This is a genomic window from Acinetobacter sp. IK23, assembly GCF_035615275.1.
Taxonomy (GTDB): Bacteria; Pseudomonadota; Gammaproteobacteria; order Pseudomonadales; family Moraxellaceae; genus Acinetobacter; species Acinetobacter seifertii.
In genome coordinates, this window is the sequence record NZ_JANBNX010000007.1 from 119,718 (window position 1) to 139,204 (window position 19,487).

The 19,487-nt window shown below is 37.4% G+C and carries 20 protein-coding genes; 9 read left to right on the forward strand and 11 right to left on the reverse strand.

All coding sequences use genetic code 11. From position 1 onward, the window contains the following. Positions 1-198: 198 nt before the first annotated feature. Positions 199-432, reverse strand: coding sequence for a hypothetical protein (locus tag MSG95_RS07715; protein ID WP_002121063.1), 234 nt, complete (start codon positions 430-432; stop codon positions 199-201). A gap of 215 nt (positions 433-647) precedes the next feature. Here MSG95_RS07715 and MSG95_RS07720 point away from each other — a divergent pair, with 215 nt between their 5' ends. From MSG95_RS07720 to MSG95_RS07745, 6 genes are all read left to right on the forward strand, one after another. Continuing rightward, a complete protein-coding gene (locus MSG95_RS07720) occupies positions 648-1,007 on the forward strand; it encodes a hypothetical protein (protein WP_004701275.1) in 360 nt (119 codons plus the stop codon). Between the two features lie 100 nt (positions 1,008-1,107). Further along, positions 1,108-1,434, forward strand: coding sequence for a hypothetical protein (locus tag MSG95_RS07725; protein ID WP_004701277.1), 327 nt, complete (start codon positions 1,108-1,110; stop codon positions 1,432-1,434). A gap of 107 nt (positions 1,435-1,541) precedes the next feature. Beyond that, a complete protein-coding gene (ftsY, locus tag MSG95_RS07730; RefSeq protein ID WP_077166070.1) occupies positions 1,542-2,648 on the forward strand; it encodes a signal recognition particle-docking protein FtsY in 1,107 nt (368 codons plus the stop codon). Positions 2,649-2,835: 187 nt separating this feature from the next. Further along, positions 2,836-3,432 (forward strand): nitroreductase family protein, encoded by a 597-nt coding sequence (locus MSG95_RS07735; RefSeq protein ID WP_004701282.1) that lies wholly within the window; start codon positions 2,836-2,838, stop codon positions 3,430-3,432. A gap of 221 nt (positions 3,433-3,653) precedes the next feature. Beyond that, positions 3,654-4,325, forward strand: coding sequence for a DUF2057 domain-containing protein (locus MSG95_RS07740; protein WP_077166069.1), 672 nt, complete (start codon positions 3,654-3,656; stop codon positions 4,323-4,325). A 76-nt stretch (positions 4,326-4,401) separates the two neighbouring features. Continuing rightward, positions 4,402-4,926 (forward strand): GNAT family N-acetyltransferase, encoded by a 525-nt coding sequence (locus MSG95_RS07745; protein ID WP_077166068.1) that lies wholly within the window; start codon positions 4,402-4,404, stop codon positions 4,924-4,926. Positions 4,927-4,936: 10 nt separating this feature from the next. Here the strand turns inward: MSG95_RS07745 and MSG95_RS07750 are convergent, their stop codons facing one another. From MSG95_RS07750 to MSG95_RS07785, 8 genes are all read right to left on the reverse strand, one after another. Continuing rightward, positions 4,937-5,236 carry a cyd operon YbgE family protein gene (locus MSG95_RS07750; protein WP_081400415.1) on the reverse strand — a complete coding sequence of 100 codons (300 nt, stop codon included), beginning with the start codon at positions 5,234-5,236 and terminating at the stop codon, positions 4,937-4,939. After that, positions 5,237-5,338, reverse strand: a complete 102-nt coding sequence (gene cydX, locus MSG95_RS07755) for a cytochrome bd-I oxidase subunit CydX (protein WP_002120988.1) — start codon at positions 5,336-5,338, stop codon at positions 5,237-5,239. 13 nt (positions 5,339-5,351) lie between these two features. After that, the gene (gene cydB / locus MSG95_RS07760) at positions 5,352-6,497 is read right to left on the reverse strand and encodes a cytochrome d ubiquinol oxidase subunit II (RefSeq protein ID WP_019458767.1); all 1,146 of its coding nucleotides are present in this window, start codon (positions 6,495-6,497) and stop codon (positions 5,352-5,354) included. Then, positions 6,494-8,080, reverse strand: coding sequence for a cytochrome ubiquinol oxidase subunit I (locus tag MSG95_RS07765; protein ID WP_004701290.1), 1,587 nt, complete (start codon positions 8,078-8,080; stop codon positions 6,494-6,496). The genes cydB and MSG95_RS07765 overlap by 4 nt, the downstream gene beginning before the upstream one ends. Next, positions 8,080-8,274 carry a cytochrome oxidase putative small subunit CydP gene (gene cydP, locus MSG95_RS07770; protein WP_004701293.1) on the reverse strand — a complete coding sequence of 65 codons (195 nt, stop codon included), beginning with the start codon at positions 8,272-8,274 and terminating at the stop codon, positions 8,080-8,082. Before cydP ends, MSG95_RS07765 begins: the two co-directional genes overlap by 1 nt. A gap of 369 nt (positions 8,275-8,643) precedes the next feature. Next, positions 8,644-9,252 (reverse strand): OB-fold-containig protein, encoded by a 609-nt coding sequence (locus MSG95_RS07775; protein ID WP_077166067.1) that lies wholly within the window; start codon positions 9,250-9,252, stop codon positions 8,644-8,646. Positions 9,253-9,277: 25 nt separating this feature from the next. Further along, positions 9,278-9,586 carry a Rieske (2Fe-2S) protein gene (locus tag MSG95_RS07780; RefSeq protein WP_004701295.1) on the reverse strand — a complete coding sequence of 103 codons (309 nt, stop codon included), beginning with the start codon at positions 9,584-9,586 and terminating at the stop codon, positions 9,278-9,280. Between the two features lie 16 nt (positions 9,587-9,602). Then, on the reverse strand, positions 9,603-10,607 hold the full coding sequence (locus tag MSG95_RS07785) for an adenosine kinase (protein WP_077166066.1): 1,005 nt from the start codon (positions 10,605-10,607) through the stop codon (positions 9,603-9,605). A gap of 238 nt (positions 10,608-10,845) precedes the next feature. On the opposite strand from MSG95_RS07785, the gene MSG95_RS07790 reads away from it, so the two are divergent. The 3 genes from MSG95_RS07790 (at position 10,846) to MSG95_RS07800 (ending at position 17,300) form a co-directional block, all read left to right on the forward strand. After that, positions 10,846-12,936, forward strand: coding sequence for a TonB-dependent receptor (locus tag MSG95_RS07790; RefSeq protein WP_077166065.1), 2,091 nt, complete (start codon positions 10,846-10,848; stop codon positions 12,934-12,936). A 252-nt stretch (positions 12,937-13,188) separates the two neighbouring features. Next, a complete protein-coding gene (locus MSG95_RS07795) occupies positions 13,189-16,128 on the forward strand; it encodes an insulinase family protein (RefSeq protein ID WP_077166064.1) in 2,940 nt (979 codons plus the stop codon). Positions 16,129-16,148: 20 nt separating this feature from the next. Further along, a complete protein-coding gene (locus MSG95_RS07800) occupies positions 16,149-17,300 on the forward strand; it encodes a phospholipase A (protein ID WP_151819506.1) in 1,152 nt (383 codons plus the stop codon). A gap of 43 nt (positions 17,301-17,343) precedes the next feature. Here the strand turns inward: MSG95_RS07800 and MSG95_RS07805 are convergent, their stop codons facing one another. Both MSG95_RS07805 and MSG95_RS07810 read right to left on the reverse strand, forming a co-directional pair. Then, on the reverse strand, positions 17,344-18,681 hold the full coding sequence (locus MSG95_RS07805) for a TrkH family potassium uptake protein (RefSeq protein WP_077166062.1): 1,338 nt from the start codon (positions 18,679-18,681) through the stop codon (positions 17,344-17,346). 18 nt (positions 18,682-18,699) lie between these two features. After that, entirely contained in the window at positions 18,700-19,350 is a 651-nt protein-coding gene (locus MSG95_RS07810; protein ID WP_004701301.1) for a potassium channel family protein, read from the reverse strand. Positions 19,351-19,487 lie beyond the last annotated feature (137 nt).

Consider the following 19,487-nt stretch of genomic DNA (forward strand, 5'->3'; position numbering starts at 1 on the left):
AAATATTGTTTTCTTAGGTATTGAAGAATCTTATTGGGCTTATGATTTATTTAGTTTTTACGGGTATAAAACGCCACCTGAGCAAGACAAAGCGACTAAAGCTTTGGTGAAGCGCAAGAAAAATAGCAATTTAATTTGTCTATATTGATAACTTTGGCTTTTTATAGACGTAAAAAACGCCACCTAAGTGACGTTTCTTTATGCTTGCATGGTGGCCAGTTTCTGCCAATATTGTGCTTTCAGGGAGTCACGTTCAACACGGAAACCTTGATAGTATAATTCTGCTAAGAATAGTGCAGCTTTACCGTGACCAGCACGAGCAACTTCTTCTAACTGTGCAACTGCATCTTGGAAATTCATTTGAGAGTGAATTGTGTTAACCGCAGTTGCGTATACATGTTCTAAATCATGATGAGAGATACGTTGAATCATATAAAACTCCTTATTGTAATTATGATTACTTTTTCTAAAGGTCGCTGCCTTTAATCTAATTTAACTTAGAATTGTTAAACTAATATTACAGATTAATTGATTTGTCAACTATTGATCAGCTTTCTTTATTTCACTATTAGGATACATGATTAAACATTATTCGCAAATAATTTTGAGTAAAATCAATATGAGAATAAAAGACAAGGAGAATAACTATGACAAATACAATCGATGGCTTTGTTTTTGATACTCCTCCTAAAGAGGACCAAATAATAGAGCTTGCTCATTATCATCGTAAATTATTAGACGAAGCAATTTTTCATCAAGAAATACATTTAGGTGATTATTGTTTGGCACAAAGGAAACGCGTTTTTGATTACGCTAGCCAATTAGATCCTAGTCAAAAAGCTCAGTTCTATAATATATATGATGGTGAGCTTAGAAAAATTGCAGATGAAGATGAATTGCACCCAGCAGATGCAGAAGAAGGTTTGAGCATTTTTGCTATGTTCCTTGTTTTAGTGATTATTGCTGCAATTTTATACTTCTCTGTAATTCGATCTCTCATCAGCTAAAGTTTGCGATCCAGTAGGGATAAAGAATATTAGCCTTACTGGATTTTGATCTTGTGCTGAAGTGCATTGAACCCTACACTACATAAATTAGAGGTAGGTCATGCTCACATTCAAACAAAATTTTCTTAAATTAAAGTCTGAGTTAAAGGCAGAGCAATGTTTTAATCTAGTTGTGATTATTATTATTGCCTGTATTTTTGTACTTTCTTATTTAGCATTACTTCGTCCTGTCAATTCAGAGCAATACCAAAGAATTGTACAACTTTCTCGACAGGCGACTTATCCTAGAACTCAGGATATGGCTGAGTTGATTATGACTCAATCTGAGATTCATCGAGCAGAGTATCTGAAATTAATGCATGCTTATCAATTTGAACACAATCATATCAAAGAATATCCAGCATTAGCGCAAGAAGATACTCAATAAGTATTGTCTTTATTTCAACAAGGTTTTGCTCGCTATAGGAGCAGGCAAAAACTTGAATTTATGCTAAACTTTCCGTTTTTTAACACGCTGCTTTTCAAGGAATCGGCATGCAACAACAATCGAATATGCAAAATAAATTCTTGATAGATGCTGAGATCGGGGATGACGATGTCACATTGCCTAATTTACCTGCTATCGATGTTCCTATCGTTGAATCACCTGTTAAGCAAGAAGTAAAAGTTGAAGAAGCTGTTGAAACTACACCTTCTTTAGAGTCAGAAAAGCCAAAATCTGGTTTCTTTGGACGAATGAAAGATGGTTTGACTAAAACCCGTCGTAATTTCACTGATGGTATGGTCAACATCTTAATTGGTGGTAAAGAAATTGATGATGAGTTGCTTGAAGAAGTAGAAGAGCAGTTATTAGTTGCTGATATTGGTGTTGAAGCAACCAAAACAATTATTACCAACTTGACTGAACGTACCGCTCGTGGCGATTTGATTTATTCACATTCACTTTATAAAGCTTTACAAGAAGAGTTGGTTGCTTTGCTTGCGCCTCGTGTTAAGCCTTTACATATTGACCCAAATAAATCGCCATATGTGATTTTAATGGTTGGTGTGAATGGTGTAGGTAAAACAACGACAATTGGTAAACTTGCTAAGCGTTTACAAGGCGAAGGTAAAAAAGTAATGCTAGCTGCAGGTGATACATTCCGAGCAGCTGCTACTGAACAATTGCAAATTTGGGGTGAGCGTAACGATATTTCTGTTGTTGCTCAAGGCCACGGTGCGGACAGTGCTTCGGTTATTTTTGATGCTTTTGAAAGTGCGCGTGCAAAAGGTATTGATGTACTAATTGCGGATACCGCAGGTCGTTTACATAACAAAAGCAACTTGATGGAAGAGCTTAAGAAAGTTAAGCGTGTTATGCAAAAAATTGATGCAACCGCACCGCATGAAATTATGTTAGTAGTGGATGCTGGTACAGGGCAAAATGCAATTAACCAAGTACAAGAATTTGACCAAGCAGTAGGATTAACTGGTATTACTATTACTAAGTTAGATGGTACTGCCAAAGGTGGTGTACTGTTCAATATTGCAAGCCGTACTCATGTGCCAATTCGTTTCATTGGTGTTGGTGAAAAAATTGATGATTTAAGACCGTTCTCGGCGAAATCATTTGTAGCAGCATTATTTGAAACAGAAAAATAATGTTTAGTTAAGTTGATAAGACCTCACGAAATAGTGAGGTTTTTTTATATTAATATCTTTTTTTATTGTTGCGAAAATAAAACGAACTGTCATATTTTTAATGCTGATTATAAGAAATGAGTTTCATAGACTATATTCATTCCCAAACAACGGCCAATGGTCAATCAAATAGGTAGGAAATAACAAAATGTCTACTTTCTTAGATAAAATTAAAAACCGTCGTACTATTTATGCAATTGGTAAAAATGTTGCATTAGATCGCACTAAAATTGAAGAAACAATTCGTGAAGCGGTTAAACATAGCCCATCATCATTCAACTCACAATCTTCACGTGTAGTGACACTTTATGGTGAATCACATGCTAAATTTTGGAATTTAGTTCGTGAAGCATTACGTAAAATTGTTCCTGCAGATTCTTTTGCTGGTACAAATGCGAAAATTGATAGTTTTGTTGCTGGTGTTGGTACAGTATTATTTTATGAAGATCAAGCTGTTATTAAAAGCTTACAAGAGCAATTTGAATTGTATGCAGACAATTTCCCAGTTTGGTCTGAACATTCAACTGCAATTGCTCAGTTCGCAACTTGGACGGCACTTTCAGAGCTAGGCTTGGGTGCATCTTTGCAGCACTATAACCCAATTGTTGACGCAGATGCTGCTGCTGCATTTGATGTACCTGCAAATTGGAAATTACGTGCTCAGCTAGTATTTGGTTCTGTTGAAGCTCCTGCTGGTGAGAAAGCATTTATTAGCGATGAAGATCGTTTTAAAACATTCAACTAAGTTTGGTTGATGAAAAGAGCACCTTGTAGGTGCTCTTTTTTTTGCTTGAAAAATGGGTTGTAACTTTGTTTTAAAATAGATAATGACTAAAATTCAATAATATATTTTAAAAAAATTAAGGCTAAGTTTGTATACATAAAGCTTGTCATAAAATGGTCATAATCATGTTGCATATTGCTCATGTTTTTACAAACTATTAAATATTATAGAGACGTGAACAGATGACTTTAAGATTAAGTGTTGCTGCGATTGGTTTATTACTCAGCGGTTCAGTATTTTCAGCAGTTACAATTACAGCACCAGAGGAAATTGTAATCCTTGCGGTGAATGGTCAAGAAGTCAGCTCTGGATTATTTCGTTCTTCTAAAAATAGTTACAAAGTCGATGCCGGCGAAACAAACTTAAGTGTACGTTATCAAGAATATTTTGAACATTTAAATGGTGAGCACGATATCGTTAAGTCGGGCGTGGTTACAATTCAAACACCAACATTAAAAGACGGCCAAACTTATAAGCTGGCGATGGTTGATGTGCCAAAAAAATATGAACAAGCAAAGAAATATGCTGAGCAACCAACAGTGGCTTTATATAATTCAAATAATGAACTAGTTGTTCAGCAAACTGGTGCAAACAACGAAGCAAAACCTTGGTTTGCAACTGGCTTGTTGGGTAAGGTCGCTGACTTTACAACAAAACCTTCTAAACCTCAGCCTCAAGCTGTTTATGCTGCTGCCAAGCCATCTACTTCTCAAGTTACTACATCTGTTGCTGCCACCGTTCCTTCGACAGGTGCTGCGCAAAGCAATGATCAACGGTTGGTTGAAGTGTGGCAGAAATCTTCTAAAGCTGAGCGTCAAAAATTTATGGCTTGGTTGGCAGAACAATCAAATTAAATTATTGCTATTCAAAATAAAGCCGATTTAATATCGGCTTTATTTTTATAATATTTTAAATAGCCTAAGTATATTTATGATGAATTTAAATTTCCGTCTAGCAGAATTGAGTGACATAACATCATTGGTCGATTTAATTAATCAATCGTATAGAGAGCAACAAGGTAGAAGCTGGACAACTGAAATTGAATTTGTAAAAGGGCAACGTATTAGCCAAGAGCAACTACAACAGCAATTAGAGTTGTCTAATTCATTACTAATAGTTGCAGAAATAGATTCTTCTAAAATTGTTGCGTGTATCGGGTTAAATTTTCAGAATAATAATGTTGAGATTGGAACGTTCTGTACCGATCCTAATCTACAGAACATGAAAGTTGGCCGCTGTGTTTTGGAATATGCTGAACAGTTTGCTTTGCAAAAAGTCCCTGAATTGGAGAGTGCGATCATGTATGTATTAGATGTTCGTTCAGAACTGATAGCTTATTATGAAAGACGCGGATATACAAAAACAGGTCATGTAGAACCATATCCATATGAAGCAGATGTTGGAGTTCCTCTTGTGCCTATACAACTGATTGAAATGAAAAAGGACCTCAAATGAGGTCCTTTTTTTAGGTTAAAAACCAGATGTAATAGCCTAACAGCATAAGAGGCCAAGCGATCCAAGGGCTAAATAACCATTTCCATAACCAGAAGTGGGGTACGAAACCAACACCATAGATAAACCCTCCGGAAATTCCCACCATAACCAGCATAAGCTGACTATGGTTGTAGTGTCCGTTTGCATCTAGCATCAGTGAAGGATGAACCAATAAAATTGCAGCAAGCGGCAATGCCAACAGAAAGGAAATGGCCATTGCAAATGCTTGAGCTTTTCGTTGATTTGATGTTGTCATTGCATTTGCCATGATCTATTCCTCATCTAAATCTTGATGATGTTCGATATAAAGCGCACTGAGTACACCCGCAAAACATGCCATCAAAATTCCAAGAATCCATGCGAAATACCACATATACTTCTCCTTATTAGTACAAGCTGTGCGAGTTTGACTCGATATGTTTGTTGGTAATCACGCCCCACATTTTGTAATACGACCAAGTGGTATATATCAAAATGATTGGAACAAATATACAAGCAGCAACTGTCATAACGCCTAAAGTGCGATGGCTTGATACAGCATCCCACATTGTTAAGCTAGAGTTCGGATTAACACTCGATGGTAACAAAAATGGGAAGAGAGCAAACCCAGCAGTTAAGATCGCACCTACAATCATTAAGCTTGTTCCAGCAAAACTTAAACCTGCTTTTGCTTTTGATGCCGTAAAGAGTGCGATAAGTGCCCCTAAAATTGCGAGAACTGGAGCAACTTTAGTGATTGGATAGTTACTGTAATTGTTCATCCAACCGGGGTTATTATTTGTGATGACTTGTTTCGCCAAAGGATTAAGGGCAGCATTTGGATCAATTGCGGCTGCATAGCTATAACCTGGTACTTGACCGAAGTACAACCATGCACCAATGACAAGGAAACAAATTAAGAATACTGCTGCCATAATTTGTGTGGCTTTAGCAGAACGTTGTTTTAAAGCACCGTCTGTGCGTAGCATTAGCCAAGCACCACCATGCGCACACAACATAGATAAACTAACAATACCGCAAACTAAGGCAAATGGGTTAAGAAGAGCAAAGAAGCTACCTGAATATTCAGAGCGCAATGTGCTATCTAAACTAAAAGGGATACCTAAGAATAAATTACCGAACGCTACACCGAAAACTAGAGCAGGCACGGCACCACCTATACATAGTCCCCAATCCCAAGAGTTACGCCATTTTGTATTTTCAAGTTTAGAACGATAGTCAAAACCTACGGGGCGTAAAAATAGGGCAAATAGCACAAGTAATAAAGCCCAATACATTCCCGAGAATGCAACTGCATAAACCATTGGCCATGCAGCAAATAAGGCACCACCTGCGGTAATAAACCAAACCTGATTTCCATCCCAGTGCGGTGCAATGGTATTAATAGCCGCACGGCGTTCATTATCAGTTTTACCAACAAAAGGCATAAGTGCCATTGAGCCCATATCGAAGCCATCGGTTAAAGCAAACCCGATGAGTAAGACTCCAACTAACACCCACCATATGATTTTTAGGAGTTCGTATTCAATCATGATAAAGCCTCCCCATTAACAGCTGCTTTTGTCTCTTGCTTTTCAAAATGATATTTACCAGTGTGAAGTGAGCTTGGTCCTAAGCGAGCAAATTTAATCATTAAGTACATTTCAATAATTAAAAGGACAGTGTAGAACGCTGCTAACGCGAGGATAGAGCCCCATACATCACCTGTACTTAAACTCGAAGTTGATAAGTGAGTTGGTAGAATTTCACCAATAGACCAAGGTTGACGGCCACCTTCAGCAACGAACCAGCCTGTTTGAGCTGCAATCCATGGAAGTGGTAACGCAAACAATGCATATTTGAGTAACCACGGTTTATTTTCAGCATTTCTTTTTGCTACAGCCCAAGTGGCTAAAATGAAAAGAAGCAACATTAAGAAACCAGAGGCCACCATTGCACGGAATGAGAAGAATAGAGCAGTCACATTTGGAATGGTGTCTTTAACAGCGGCTTGAATGTTTTGTTCACTTGCATCCACGACATTTGGTGCGTATTTCTTAAGAAGTAAGCCATAGCCTAAATCTTTTTGATTTTTTTCAAATGAAGCTAATAACTCTGGTGAACGGTCTCCAGCACGTAGTTTTTCAAGTTCAGCATAAGCAAGCATACCGTTACGAATACGGACTTCGTGCTGTTGCATTAAGTCTTTTAGACCAGTGACTTCTTTGGTTGTTGAGCGAGTTGCAATTAGACCTAATGCATAAGGAATTTTAACTGCATAGTCTGTTCGCATTTCTTCATGGTTTGGCACACCAAATAAAGTAAATGGAGCAGGAGCAGGGTGAGTATCCCATTCTGCTTCAATTGCAGCGAGTTTAGTTTTTTGTACATCACCTAGTTCATAACCAGACTCATCACCAAGCAAAATCACTGAAAGTGTAGAGGCAAGACCAAAAATGGCAGCAATCGCGAATGAACGGCGGGCAAAAGGCAGATCACGTTTTTTAAGTAAGTAGTAACTTGAAATTGCGAGTACGAAAATTGCACCTGTTACGTACCCAGCAGAAACAGTATGTACAAACTTAACCTGTGCTACAGGGTTAAAAATAAGTGCACCGAAATCTACAAGCTCCATACGCATTGTTTCAAAGTTAAATGCTGCACCTACAGGGTTTTGCATCCAGCCATTGGCAACTAAAATCCAGAGAGCTGACATATTAGAGCCAAGGGCAACTAACCAAGTAACCCCTAAATGCTGTACTTTACTCAGACGGTCCCATCCGAAGAAGAATAAACCGATAAATGTTGACTCAAGGAAAAATGCCATCAAGCCTTCAATTGCTAATGGGGCACCGAAAATATCACCAACATAGTGTGAGTAATATGCCCAGTTTGTTCCGAATTGGAACTCCATGGTGAGGCCAGTAGTTACGCCTAAGGCAAAGTTAATACCGAATAGTTTTCCCCAAAATTTAGTCATATCCTTGTAAATTTCTTTACCCGATATAACGTAAGTGGTTTCCATAATAGCCAGAATGAATGCAAGGCCTAGGGTCAAGGGTACGAAAAGAAAGTGATACATTGCGGTCATCGCAAACTGGAACCGCGAAAGATCAACCACGCTTTCAGAAATCATCAACGTGTCTCCTTAATATGGGAAGTATTATCGCCAGCAATATGCTCAGCGACTTGATTGTCGAAATTTTTGGGGATGGTGGGAGCATCAAACCAAATATGTTTGATTGTTAAGAGAAGTACGACTTTAATTATTAGAATAATCGTGATTTCTCTAACTAATTTGGCATTTATATCTAGATTTTTAAGGCTCATAAAATAAACCTCGATACATATTAATTTTATTATTAATCAAAATATATTAAAAATAAACAATAAATATATTTTAAATAAAAACTTAATTATATTATTTATTTAAAACAATAGCTTAGGTGTTTAAATAATTTAAAATAAAATATCTTACTAAAATGGTTTGAATTGATTGTTAAATCCAACTAAAACACTTGTAAATAATAAAAATTAAATCCAACTAAAATGATTGGTTATTTTTTATTCTGAGTGTTTTGGTTGGTTTAAAATAAAAATTGAACAAATAGAAGGGAGTGGATATGACTCAGTTAAGAAAGAGCATCCATAAAAAAATATTGTTTTGATAAATCTTAAAAAGAGTATGAAAGTGTAAAATTAGTCTGGTGCAAATAAGTCGTTGGACATCGAAATCTTTTTTGCAAGATAATGGCTTTTTTGAACTCTCACTAAAATCACTTGTGAATATAATTCTAATTCACCATATTCTGGTTCAACTTGAACATAATGTAGTTGACCAAATTCATCTCTTACGCGTGCTTGAGCTGAAAAACCTGGTCTAGCACTGCCGCTTGAGATAGTTGCTAGTCGTCCTAACAGATTGTAATTGGTGTGAGTGAGCTTTGGTTTAATCACTTGGTCAAGACAGTGGATCATGAATACAGTAAAAAAGATTGCGATTACCAGTGCAGGAATAATTAAATAAAAAGGAGTAATAAAGTAATGCTGTATTGCAAAGAAAGAGAGTTGTAAGAAATAACCTGCAAAGCTGAAATTAATAAGTAAAAAAACGAAAATTAGAGCTTTAGAAAATTTAACATTCAGTAATGGGGAATTAGTAAGCCAGACGGGTGCAATTTTTTTAAGTAGTTGGCTTGGACGTAATCCAATATACATACCAATGGTTTCTACCACGCTGAGCAATATCAAAGCCACAACACTTAAATGAAATGGCATAAGATAATAATTAAAAAAGAAATCAGCCATGGTAGAAACTCTAATGTTGATGATCTTAGTCTACGATATAAATACCGCCATCTGAATGGACTTTAATCTCAACTTTATTTAAGAAATCACCTAAACAAGGACCTGATATACATTCACCAGTTTCCACGTTAAATAAAGCACCGTGAGTAGAACATTGAATATATTCTTGGTCTTGATCTAGAAATTGATTTTCTAAGTATTCAAGTTCTGTTTGCAAATGTGGGCATAAATTCTGATAAGCATAGAATGAGCCATCACGCTGTGTAATGAAAATAGTCGTTCCTTGTAAAGTGTCAAAAGCTCTAGCTTCACGCTCAGGAACTTCTTCCGTCATACAGATCCTTTCCATTTCAAGCACATTCCTTCTGAAAATTTTCAAGAAGTTTAGCATAGTCATTAATGGCTAAACGAGGACCAAATTGAGACACAACTTCACTAGAAATTAGGATGGCTAACTGTGCAGCAGCATTTAAATCTTCGTGATGGTTTAATGCATAGAGGAATGCGCCTGCAAAAGCATCACCAGCGCCATTTGTATCTACAGCTTCTACGTGACGACCTGCCACATGAAAATGTTGCGTAGGGTTTGCAACTAAAGCACCTTTTGCACTTTGTGTAATCACAATGGTGTGGTTTTTAAAGCGTAATTGAGCAAGTGCATCTTCTACGGTAGTCGTATTGGTATACATTAAAGCTTCTTGTTCATTACAGAACAATAAATCTACACCATCATCCATCAGCTCTTCTAGACCTTCACGGGCATATTGAACCATTGCAGGATCTGATAAAGATAAAGCGATTTTAACGCCGTGAGCTTTTGCAATTTCTCGTGCTTGTTTTACTGCTTTACGAGCTGTTTCACTTGTAGAGAGGTAACCTTCAATATAGAGCCATTTTGCTCTTTTTAACGGCTCAAAATCGATTTGATCTTGAGAAAGTTCAGCCGTAATACCTAAATAAGTATGCATGGTACGCTCAGAGTCTGGGCTAATAAGTACCATACAGGTACCTGTTACACCTTCACTGATTGACTTAGGAGTGGTTTGGATGCCAGCTTCGTTTAGACCTTGTAGATAAATTTCGCCCAATTGATCATGACCAACACGACACCCATAAAAAGCGCTACCGCCTAATGCACTAAAGGCTACAGTTGTATTTGCTGCAGAACCACCACTTGCTTGACCTTTGTAATCTTGAGTTTGCTTTAATTTTTCATATAAAGCAGATTGTGTTTCACCGTCAGACAACTGCATGGTGCCTTTTTGTAAGCCTTGCTGACTAAGAAAATCATCAGACACTTTAAATTCTTGGTCGATTAATGCATTACCAATTGCAAAAAGATCTACAGTTGCCATATGTGTTGTCACAGAGTAAAAAATCAGATTTATAAGTTTACACCATTGCTCACCTTTGCTGTAGTTTGTTGAATAAAATTCAGTTAATTCAGCGATTAGCAGACGAAGTGTGTTTTGACTAGGCTATTGAAATAATCCTTTTAATAAATATTATCAATTAATAATGATTCTTGATAATATTTACAAAGGTATAGTATTTCATTGAAACTTCGCGTGAAATTATTCGTAGCGAACTTACATGAAGCGTTCTATTTTATTTGTTTCATCATTTGGGGTTATAACAGGCCATGTATATGCCGCAGAGACAGACTCACAGGTCCTAACCAATCTTCCAACAATTTCAGTAAAAGCGGAGAAGGAAAAAAGTTTAAAACAAGAAGTGGGACAAGCATCTAGTGCCACTAAGGGACTGATGCAATTAAAAGATGTTCCTCAAATTGTAAATGTTGTACCGAAACAAATTTTAAGAGAGCAGACAGTGACATCTATGCAAGGTGCCTTGCAAAACGTTGCTGGTTTGAGCTTTAGTGTCGGGGATGGACAACGTGATCAGGTCATGATTCGCGGTTTCTCAGCAATCACAGATAACTATGTAGATGGTATTCGCGATGATGCATTGTATTTCCGTGATATGTCGAATGTTGAACGAGTTGAGGTACTAAAAGGACCTGCTTCTGTACTTTATGGACGCGGTTCGGCGGGTGGGTTGGTCAATAAAATTAATAAAAAGCCAATGGATGAATCTTTGCGTGAAGTGAGCCTGATTGGTAGTACTACAGGTCAACGCCGTGCAGAAGTCGATGTGAATGAAAAAGTAGCAGAGAATGTTAAGGTTCGTTTAACTGGTGCAGTTGAAGACTCAGATGGTTATCGTGATCAGGCCTTTTTAAAACGTCAGGCGGTGGCTCCATCAGTACAGTGGGATATTAGCGATAAAACTAAACTTTTACTTCAGGCTGACTATTTGCATGATGATCGTTTAGCTGATCAAGGCTTCCCGACAGATCCAATTACAGGTAAACCTGTTAAAACAAATCCTAAAACTTTTTATGGTGCATTAAACGGTAAAGAGGTCGGGGATGTTGACACTGAAATCTCAAGTCAAACTATCAGCTTAGACCATGAGTTTAATGATCAACTCAAATATCATGGTGCAGTTCGCCACTATAACTACTCATTAGACCGTCAATATAGTGTTGATACGCATCCTGCTGATAAGTCAAAAATTACTCTGACTCAAAATAAACGCTTGCGTAATGAAGATGGCGTGTATATTCAGCAAGAATTAAGTAGTTTATTTAATACTGGTTTCTTAAAGCACAATACTTTGATTGGTGCGGAATATAGTAAGCAGCACAAAGATGAAATACTTTGGCAAGGCGCTAAAACCACAACTGATTTGTATAATCCTGAATTAGAGTATTGGGCTCCGATTAATACAGGCTCAACAACTGCACGTAATAATAATAGTAATACCTTTGAAAACTACGGTATCTATTTACAAGACTTAATGACAGTTACAGATCAGCTGAAAGTTTTAGTTGGTTTACGTTATGACAATCTATCTCAAGATCGCAATGATAAAGTGAAGTCTCAAATATTAAATAGAACTGATAACACCTATTCTCCACGAATCGGATTGGTTTATCAGCCAGTAAGCAATATTTCACTCTACACTTCTTATAACCGTTCTTTCCAGCCTTTAGCTGATTCATTTGTTTTATATACAAATAGTGCTGATTTAAGTCCTACAAAAACTGAAAATGTTGAAGTCGGTGTGAAGTGGGATGTAAATGATCAATTGAATGTAACATTGGCTTTATTTGAAATGAGCCAAACCAATATTCAAAATCAAGATCCAGCTAATCCAACGCAAGCACTGTTAGCAGGCGAACAAAAAACCAAAGGTGTTGAACTTTCATTAACAGGTCAGTTGACTGATCAATTGTCCGTGTTAGCTGGCTATTCTTATATGAATGGTAAGATTGAAAAATCGACCATTGGATTTACGGGTAATCACTCAGCGCTTACGCCAAACAACACAGCTAACCTGTGGTTAAAATACCAAATTAATGATCATTGGTATGCCGCTGTAGGTGGTCGTGGTGAATCATCACGTTTTAGCGCGCCAGACAACAAAAACGTTTTACCAGGTTATGCTGTTGTAAATGCAGCTTTAGGTTATCAAAGTGAACGTTATGATGTGAACTTGAACTTAAATAACTTGTTTGATCGTGATTACTTTGTTTCAGGTCATAGTGGAGCAAATGATTCAAACATGATAGGTGACCCGTTAAATGCACAAGTCGCACTTCGCTATCGTTTTTAATTAACAAATATCCAAAAAAGCTCATCGAAATGATGAGCTTTTTTGTGTGTTGTATAGCATATAGATAGTATTAAAAGGTTTTGTTCTGCTAGGATACAACCACGTGGGCTATGTGTTTGATATCAAAGCTATGCCCATGAAAACTAATACTCAACAAAAACATAGTATTTTACTTGGTTTTTGTTCGCCAATCTCAAGCCGACTCAGGCTATAATGAGACTTATTCACTTATCCGATATGTTAGGAGATCACATGACTGTAGATGTCACTGAAACCATTTCTCAAACTGTTCACCCTGCGTTTCAGTTGCTACGTCAGCACCATGTTGAAGCATTAGATATTTTAGTGTCTGAATATAAGCATAAAGTCACAGGTGCGGTGCATTATCACTTGGCAACTGATTATGATGAAAATGTATTCCTTGTTGCGTTCAGAACACAACCGATGGATTCTAAAGGAACTGCACATATTTTAGAGCATACAGCTTTATGTGGTTCTGAAAAGTTTCCTGTTCGTGACCCATTCTTTTTAATGATTCGCCGTTCATTAAATACATTTATGAACGCGTTTACAGCAGCAGATTGGACAGCCTATCCATTTGCAACTCAAAATAAGAAAGATTTCCAAAACTTACTCTCTGTTTATCTTGATGCGGCTTTTTCAGCAAATTTAAATCCTCTTGATTTTGCTCAAGAAGGTATTCGTATTGAACTTGAAAATGACCAACCTGTATATAAAGGCGTAGTGTTCAATGAAATGAAAGGTGCAATGAGTGCACCGTCTGATCAGCTTTATCACCAGTTGGCTCATCATCTATTCCCTGAAACTACATATCACTACAACTCAGGTGGTGATCCTAAAGATATTCCTGATTTAACCTATGAACAGTTAGTCGAATTTTATAAAACTCATTACCATCCAAGTAATGCGGTATTTATGACCTTCGGTAACCAAACGGCATATGAGTTACAAGAGCAATTTGAAAAACTAGCTCTACATAAGTTTGCTGCGGGTACAACTTTATATTCAAAACCAGAAAAACGTTTAACAGCACCTGTAGAAGTTACAGAAAACTATGCTGTTGATGGAGATGAGTTAAAAGATAAAACTTACCATGTATTGTCTTGGTTGTTACCGCAAGCGAGTGATATCAAACTACGTCTAGGTATGCGTTTGGTTGAAGGTGTTTTACTTGAAAACTCCGCGTCGCCACTACGTCATTATTTAGAAACTTGTGGTTATGCTCAGTCAACTGGTCCATTAATGGGCGTAGATGACAGTAACTTTGAAATGACATTCTATTGTGGCGTTCAAGGTTCAAACCCAGAGTATGCAGAAAGCTTTAAAGATGGTGTTTTAAAAATTTTACGTGAAGTGGCTGAAAAACCAATTGATTCTGCTTTGGTTGATGCGATTTTGCATCAAATCGAATTGCATCAACGTGAAATTAATGGTGACGGTACACCATATGGCTTAAGCCTGATCTTAAATGGTTTAAGTGGTGCTATTCACCATAATGACCCAATTCAAATTTGGGATGTTGACAGTGCCATTGCTCAGGTCAAAGAAGAACTCCAAGACCCAATGTGGTTATCTAATTTAATTCAAACACATTTGCTGGATAACCCGCATCGTGTCCAAATGACTTTAGTACCGGATGCAACTAAGTCTGTAAAAGAGCAAGAAGCTGAAAAGGCACGTTTAGCTGCGATTGGTGAAAAGCTTACTGAAGAAGACAAAGCAGAGATAGTTGCTAAAACTAAAGCATTACAAGAACGTCAAGATACGCCAGATAATCTTGAGCTATTACCTAAAGTTGGTCTAGAAGACGTTCCTGCTGACTTGCATATTGTACAAGGTCAATTGCGTGAAATTATCTGTAATCGAATGGATACGCCGTTGAATTTGTATCATGCCGGAACGAATGGTATTTACTATCAACAAGTCCTCATTCAGATTCCTGATGATGTTGTTAGCTCACCATATTTCAATTTGCTCTCTATCTTAATGGGTGAAGTTGGTGCAGGTGAGTATGACTATCTTGAACTACAAAACTTACAAACAGCTGTAAGTGGTGGTTTGGGAATGGGTGCTTCGTTACGCAGTAAAGTTGATGATAAAGACAAAATTAGTGCTTGGTTAACTTTAACGACTAAATCTTTAACTCAGAAGTTCGATGCGATTCATTTATTAAAACTAGCATTTGAACAACTTCGCTTCGATGAGAAAGAGCGCATTATTGAGTTGTTACAGCAACGTAAGACACGTTGGCAGTCTCGTTTATCAGGAGCTGGTCATAGTTATGCGATGCAGATTGCATCTCGTAATATGAGTGCATTAGCTCAACGCGACTATCAAAACACTGGCTTAGGTGCGTTGAACTGGTTGGGTGAGCTTGTTACTAAAATTACTCAAGACGATGCCGCTTACGATGCACTTATTGCTGAATTGAAGCATATCCATTCCAAATTATTGCAAGCACCTAAACAGTTCTTATTGGTATGTGAAGAGCATCAGTCAGAGCGTTTAGTTGAAGAAATTCAAAATGTTTGGGATAAGCTAAACGTTGATAAAGCAGCAACTAAGTTAACTGAAGTTGAGCAAGAAAATACGAACGAACATGAAGCATGGTTAATTCAAACCAATGTTCAGTTCTGTGCTTCTGCATATCAAGCAGTTGAAGTGTCTCATCCAGATGCAGCACCTTTAATGGTGTTGGCAGCCTACTTGCGTAATGGTTTCTTACACAGCGCTATTCGTGAAAAAGGTGGTGCTTATGGTGGTGGTGCTAGTTATGATGGAAATGCATGTTCATTCCGTTTCTTTAGTTACCGTGACCCACGTTTAGCTGAGACGTTTAAAGACTTTGAAGCGAGTGTGCAATGGTTGCTAAATACAGAGCAACAACCTCATCAACTAGAAGAAGCAATTCTTGGTCTGGTGGCGAGTATGGACAAACCTGGTTCACCGGCAGGTGAAGCAATTACAGCATGTTATGCACTGTTACATGCAAGAACTCCAGCTTTCCGCCGTACCTTACGTGAAAGACTATTGCATGTGACTCTAGAAGACTTACAACGTGTTGCGCGTCAATATTTAGTTGAACAAACACCTGTAAAAGCTGTGGTTGCACCTTTTGCAAAACGTGATGAATTGCAGCAACTGGGCTTTACAATTAAACAAGTTAATTAAAATAAAAATTGGAGATGAACATGGCGTTCAGACAATTTGAACGCACATCATTACAGCTAAGTATGGGAACCCTGCTTAGCTGTTTATGTGCGTCGGTGGCATATGCTGACACCTTAGCCCCTGTAAAACCTGCGACCGTAGATGCATGTGTTGCCCTTGCTTCAAATGCTGATCGCCTAGCTTGTTATGACTCTGTATTTAAACCCTCGGCTTTGCCCGCTCTGCAAGCTGCAGCAGTTCCAGAGCCTGTTAAAAAAGTTGATGAGCCTGCTGTTCAGCCTGAAACATTTAAAGAGAAGGTTGTAGATACGGTTAGTAATATTAAAGTAATAGGGAAGGCTCCAAAAATTGAGCCTACCACTTCTTTACTAGACCAACGGTGGGAGTTATCTGAAAAGAGTAAGCTTGGTGTTTGGAATATTCGTGCTTATCAGCCTGTCTATTTACTACCTGTATTTTGGACTAGTGATAAAAATGAATTTCCAAGTAGTCCAAATCCCAATAACACTGTTAAAGAAGCTCAAGATTTGAAATCGACGGAAACTAAATTTCAAATTTCTTTAAAAACTAAAGCTTTGGAAAATATTTTTGGCAACAATGGTGATTTGTGGGTGGGGTATACGCAATCTTCACGTTGGCAGACATTTAATGCTAAAGAATCTCGTCCTTTCCGTGAAACGAACTATGAGCCTGAAGCAAGTTTAATGTTTAGAACAAACTATGAGTTGCTCGGTTTAGATGGTCGTTTATTAGGTGTAACTTTAAATCACCAGTCAAATGGTCGTTCAGATCCGTTATCTCGTAGCTGGAACCGTGTCATTTTTAATGTGGGCTTAGAGCGTGGTAACTTTGCTGTCATGCTTCGTCCTTGGGTACGCATTAATGAAACTGCCAAAGATGATAACAACCCTGATATTGAAGATTATGTTGGGCGTGGGGATTTAACTGCTTTTTATAAGTGGAAAGATAACGATTTCTCTTTAATGCTACGTCACTCACTAAAAGGTGGTGATGACTCTCATGGCGCAGTTCAGTTTGACTGGGCGTTCCCAATTAGTGGTAAGTTACGTGGTCACTTTCAGCTATTTAATGGATATGGTGAAAGCTTAATTGACTATAATCACCGTGCAACTTATGCAGGTTTGGGTGTTTCACTCATGAACTGGTACTAAGTTCAAGTTGATAAAAATGCCGCTGTAAAAGCGGCTTTTTTTATTAACCAATTTGAATGTTGGCCTGAGGATGTTTGAGGCGACTCTTTTTAGGTGTGGCGATCAAATATGCCAGAGTTAAAGGTCCAAGTCTTCCTGCAAACATAAGTAGGCTTAAGATAAACAGGCTACCATTATGTAAATCTGGTGTAATACCACGAGAGAGTCCAACTGTGCAGGCTGCCGATACCGCTTCAAATAATAAGTTCATAAAGTCAGCTTTCGGTTCTAAAAGCAAAAGTATGAAGAACCCAATAAATATAAGAATGCTGGTAATTGCAGTAACTGCTAAGGCCTTATAAGTAGTTTCATGAGAAACAGAATGATTGAAGACTCTAATTTCATCTGTACGTCTTAGAAATGAAAGTACACTTAAAACCAATATCGCAAAGGTTCCTACCTTAATACCACCAGCGGTACTGAGTGAGCCGCCACCAATAAACATGAGCAGCATCATAACCAAGGAACTACTATTAGTCATTGCACCTGTATCAATAGTATTAAACCCTGAAGATCGTGGAACCGTCGCTTGGAACCAAGCATGTAAAGCTTGATCGCCTACACTCAGCATTCCTAATGTATGTGGGTTCTGCGCTTCTAGAGCCCAGATTAATATGAAGGCGACTAAATTAATAATCGCAATTGTTGTAAGTATTAGTTTGCTATTGGGGCTTAGTTTTTTCCACTTTTTGTTCTGTTTGATATCCATCAAAACTAAAAAGCCAAGTCCACCTAAGATATAAAGTAAACTCACTGTAAGGCAGATGACATAGTTGTTTTGGAATCCCATTAAACTATTATTAAATAAAGAAAAACCCGCATTGTTAAATGAAGAAATACTATAAAAAATTGCATAATACAAACCGCGAGCAAAACCAAACGCAGGTGTAAATGCAGTCGTAAGAATTATGGTTCCGATCAATTCAAAAAGAAAAGTATAGGTGACAACACCTTTTGCAACAAAAGTCACTTTAGAGAGGCTAGTTTGACCGAGACTGTCTTGAGCCATCATTTGCTGCTTAAGACCAACTTTCGGCGATAGACTTAGTGCAGCCAAAATTGCAAAAGTCATGAAGCCTAAACCACCTGACTGAATCAGTAATAAAATAATGACTTGCCCAAAAAGTGTAAAAGATTGATGAATATTTAAAACAGATAAACCTGTAATGGTAACCGCTGAGGTTGCTGTAAATAATGCATCCATCCAGCTGACATGTCCGTTATTGGCAATAGGAAGCTTAAGCAACAATGTGCCGAATATAATAAATGCTAGAAACCCTAACGCTAATAAAGATGGAGGACTTAAATTTAGTGTTTTGTGTGGCTTAGGTTTAAGAGACATATTTTCTAGTTCGTTTTCTTATGAGAAACAATGTGAGAGTTTTTTAAGTTGCTGTAAATGACCTTCCAAAATAATAATATCATGCATTTTTAAGGTAAAAGTCTCATCAGTTTCAAATAGAATTTGCTGCTGTCTTTTTACAAGTAGTGTTTTAACCTGTGGTGCTTGCTGCATAATTCCATACAAGTTAATACCATTTAATTTCTCGGGAATATCAATTTTCACAATATAGTGATCATCATCTAAAGACATGTAACGACTCACCATAGGGTAATTGAGTGCTTGCGCAACACGTACGCCCATGTCTTCTTCAGGATGAATGATTTTATTGATATTGAGGTGAGACAAAATTGTGTGGTGGGCTTTAGTTTTTGCTTTTACCCAGATTTTATCAATACCGAGATTTTTTAAATTCAGCACACATAAAATACTGGCTTCAATATCTTCACCAATTGCAACGACAACTGCATCACAATTTTGAATGTTTAATTCATCTAGTACATGTTCATCTGTAGCATCAGCAATGACCGCATGAGTTAAAACATCGGCAAGGTTCTCTACATTCTTTTTGACTGTATCAATGCCAATAACATCATGATTTAATTTTGTGAGTTCTTGAGCAACTGTTGCTCCAAAACTTCCCAAGCCGATGACCGCGAACTGTGCCATAAATAACCTTTTATACTTAATTAGGGCTTTATTTTTAATGAAATTTTCTTTGAGATAAAGACAAGCAATGTAAATATAAAAAATATTGGGCTTAAATTATAAAAAAGCCGACAAATTTGCCGGCTTTTTATCAAAAT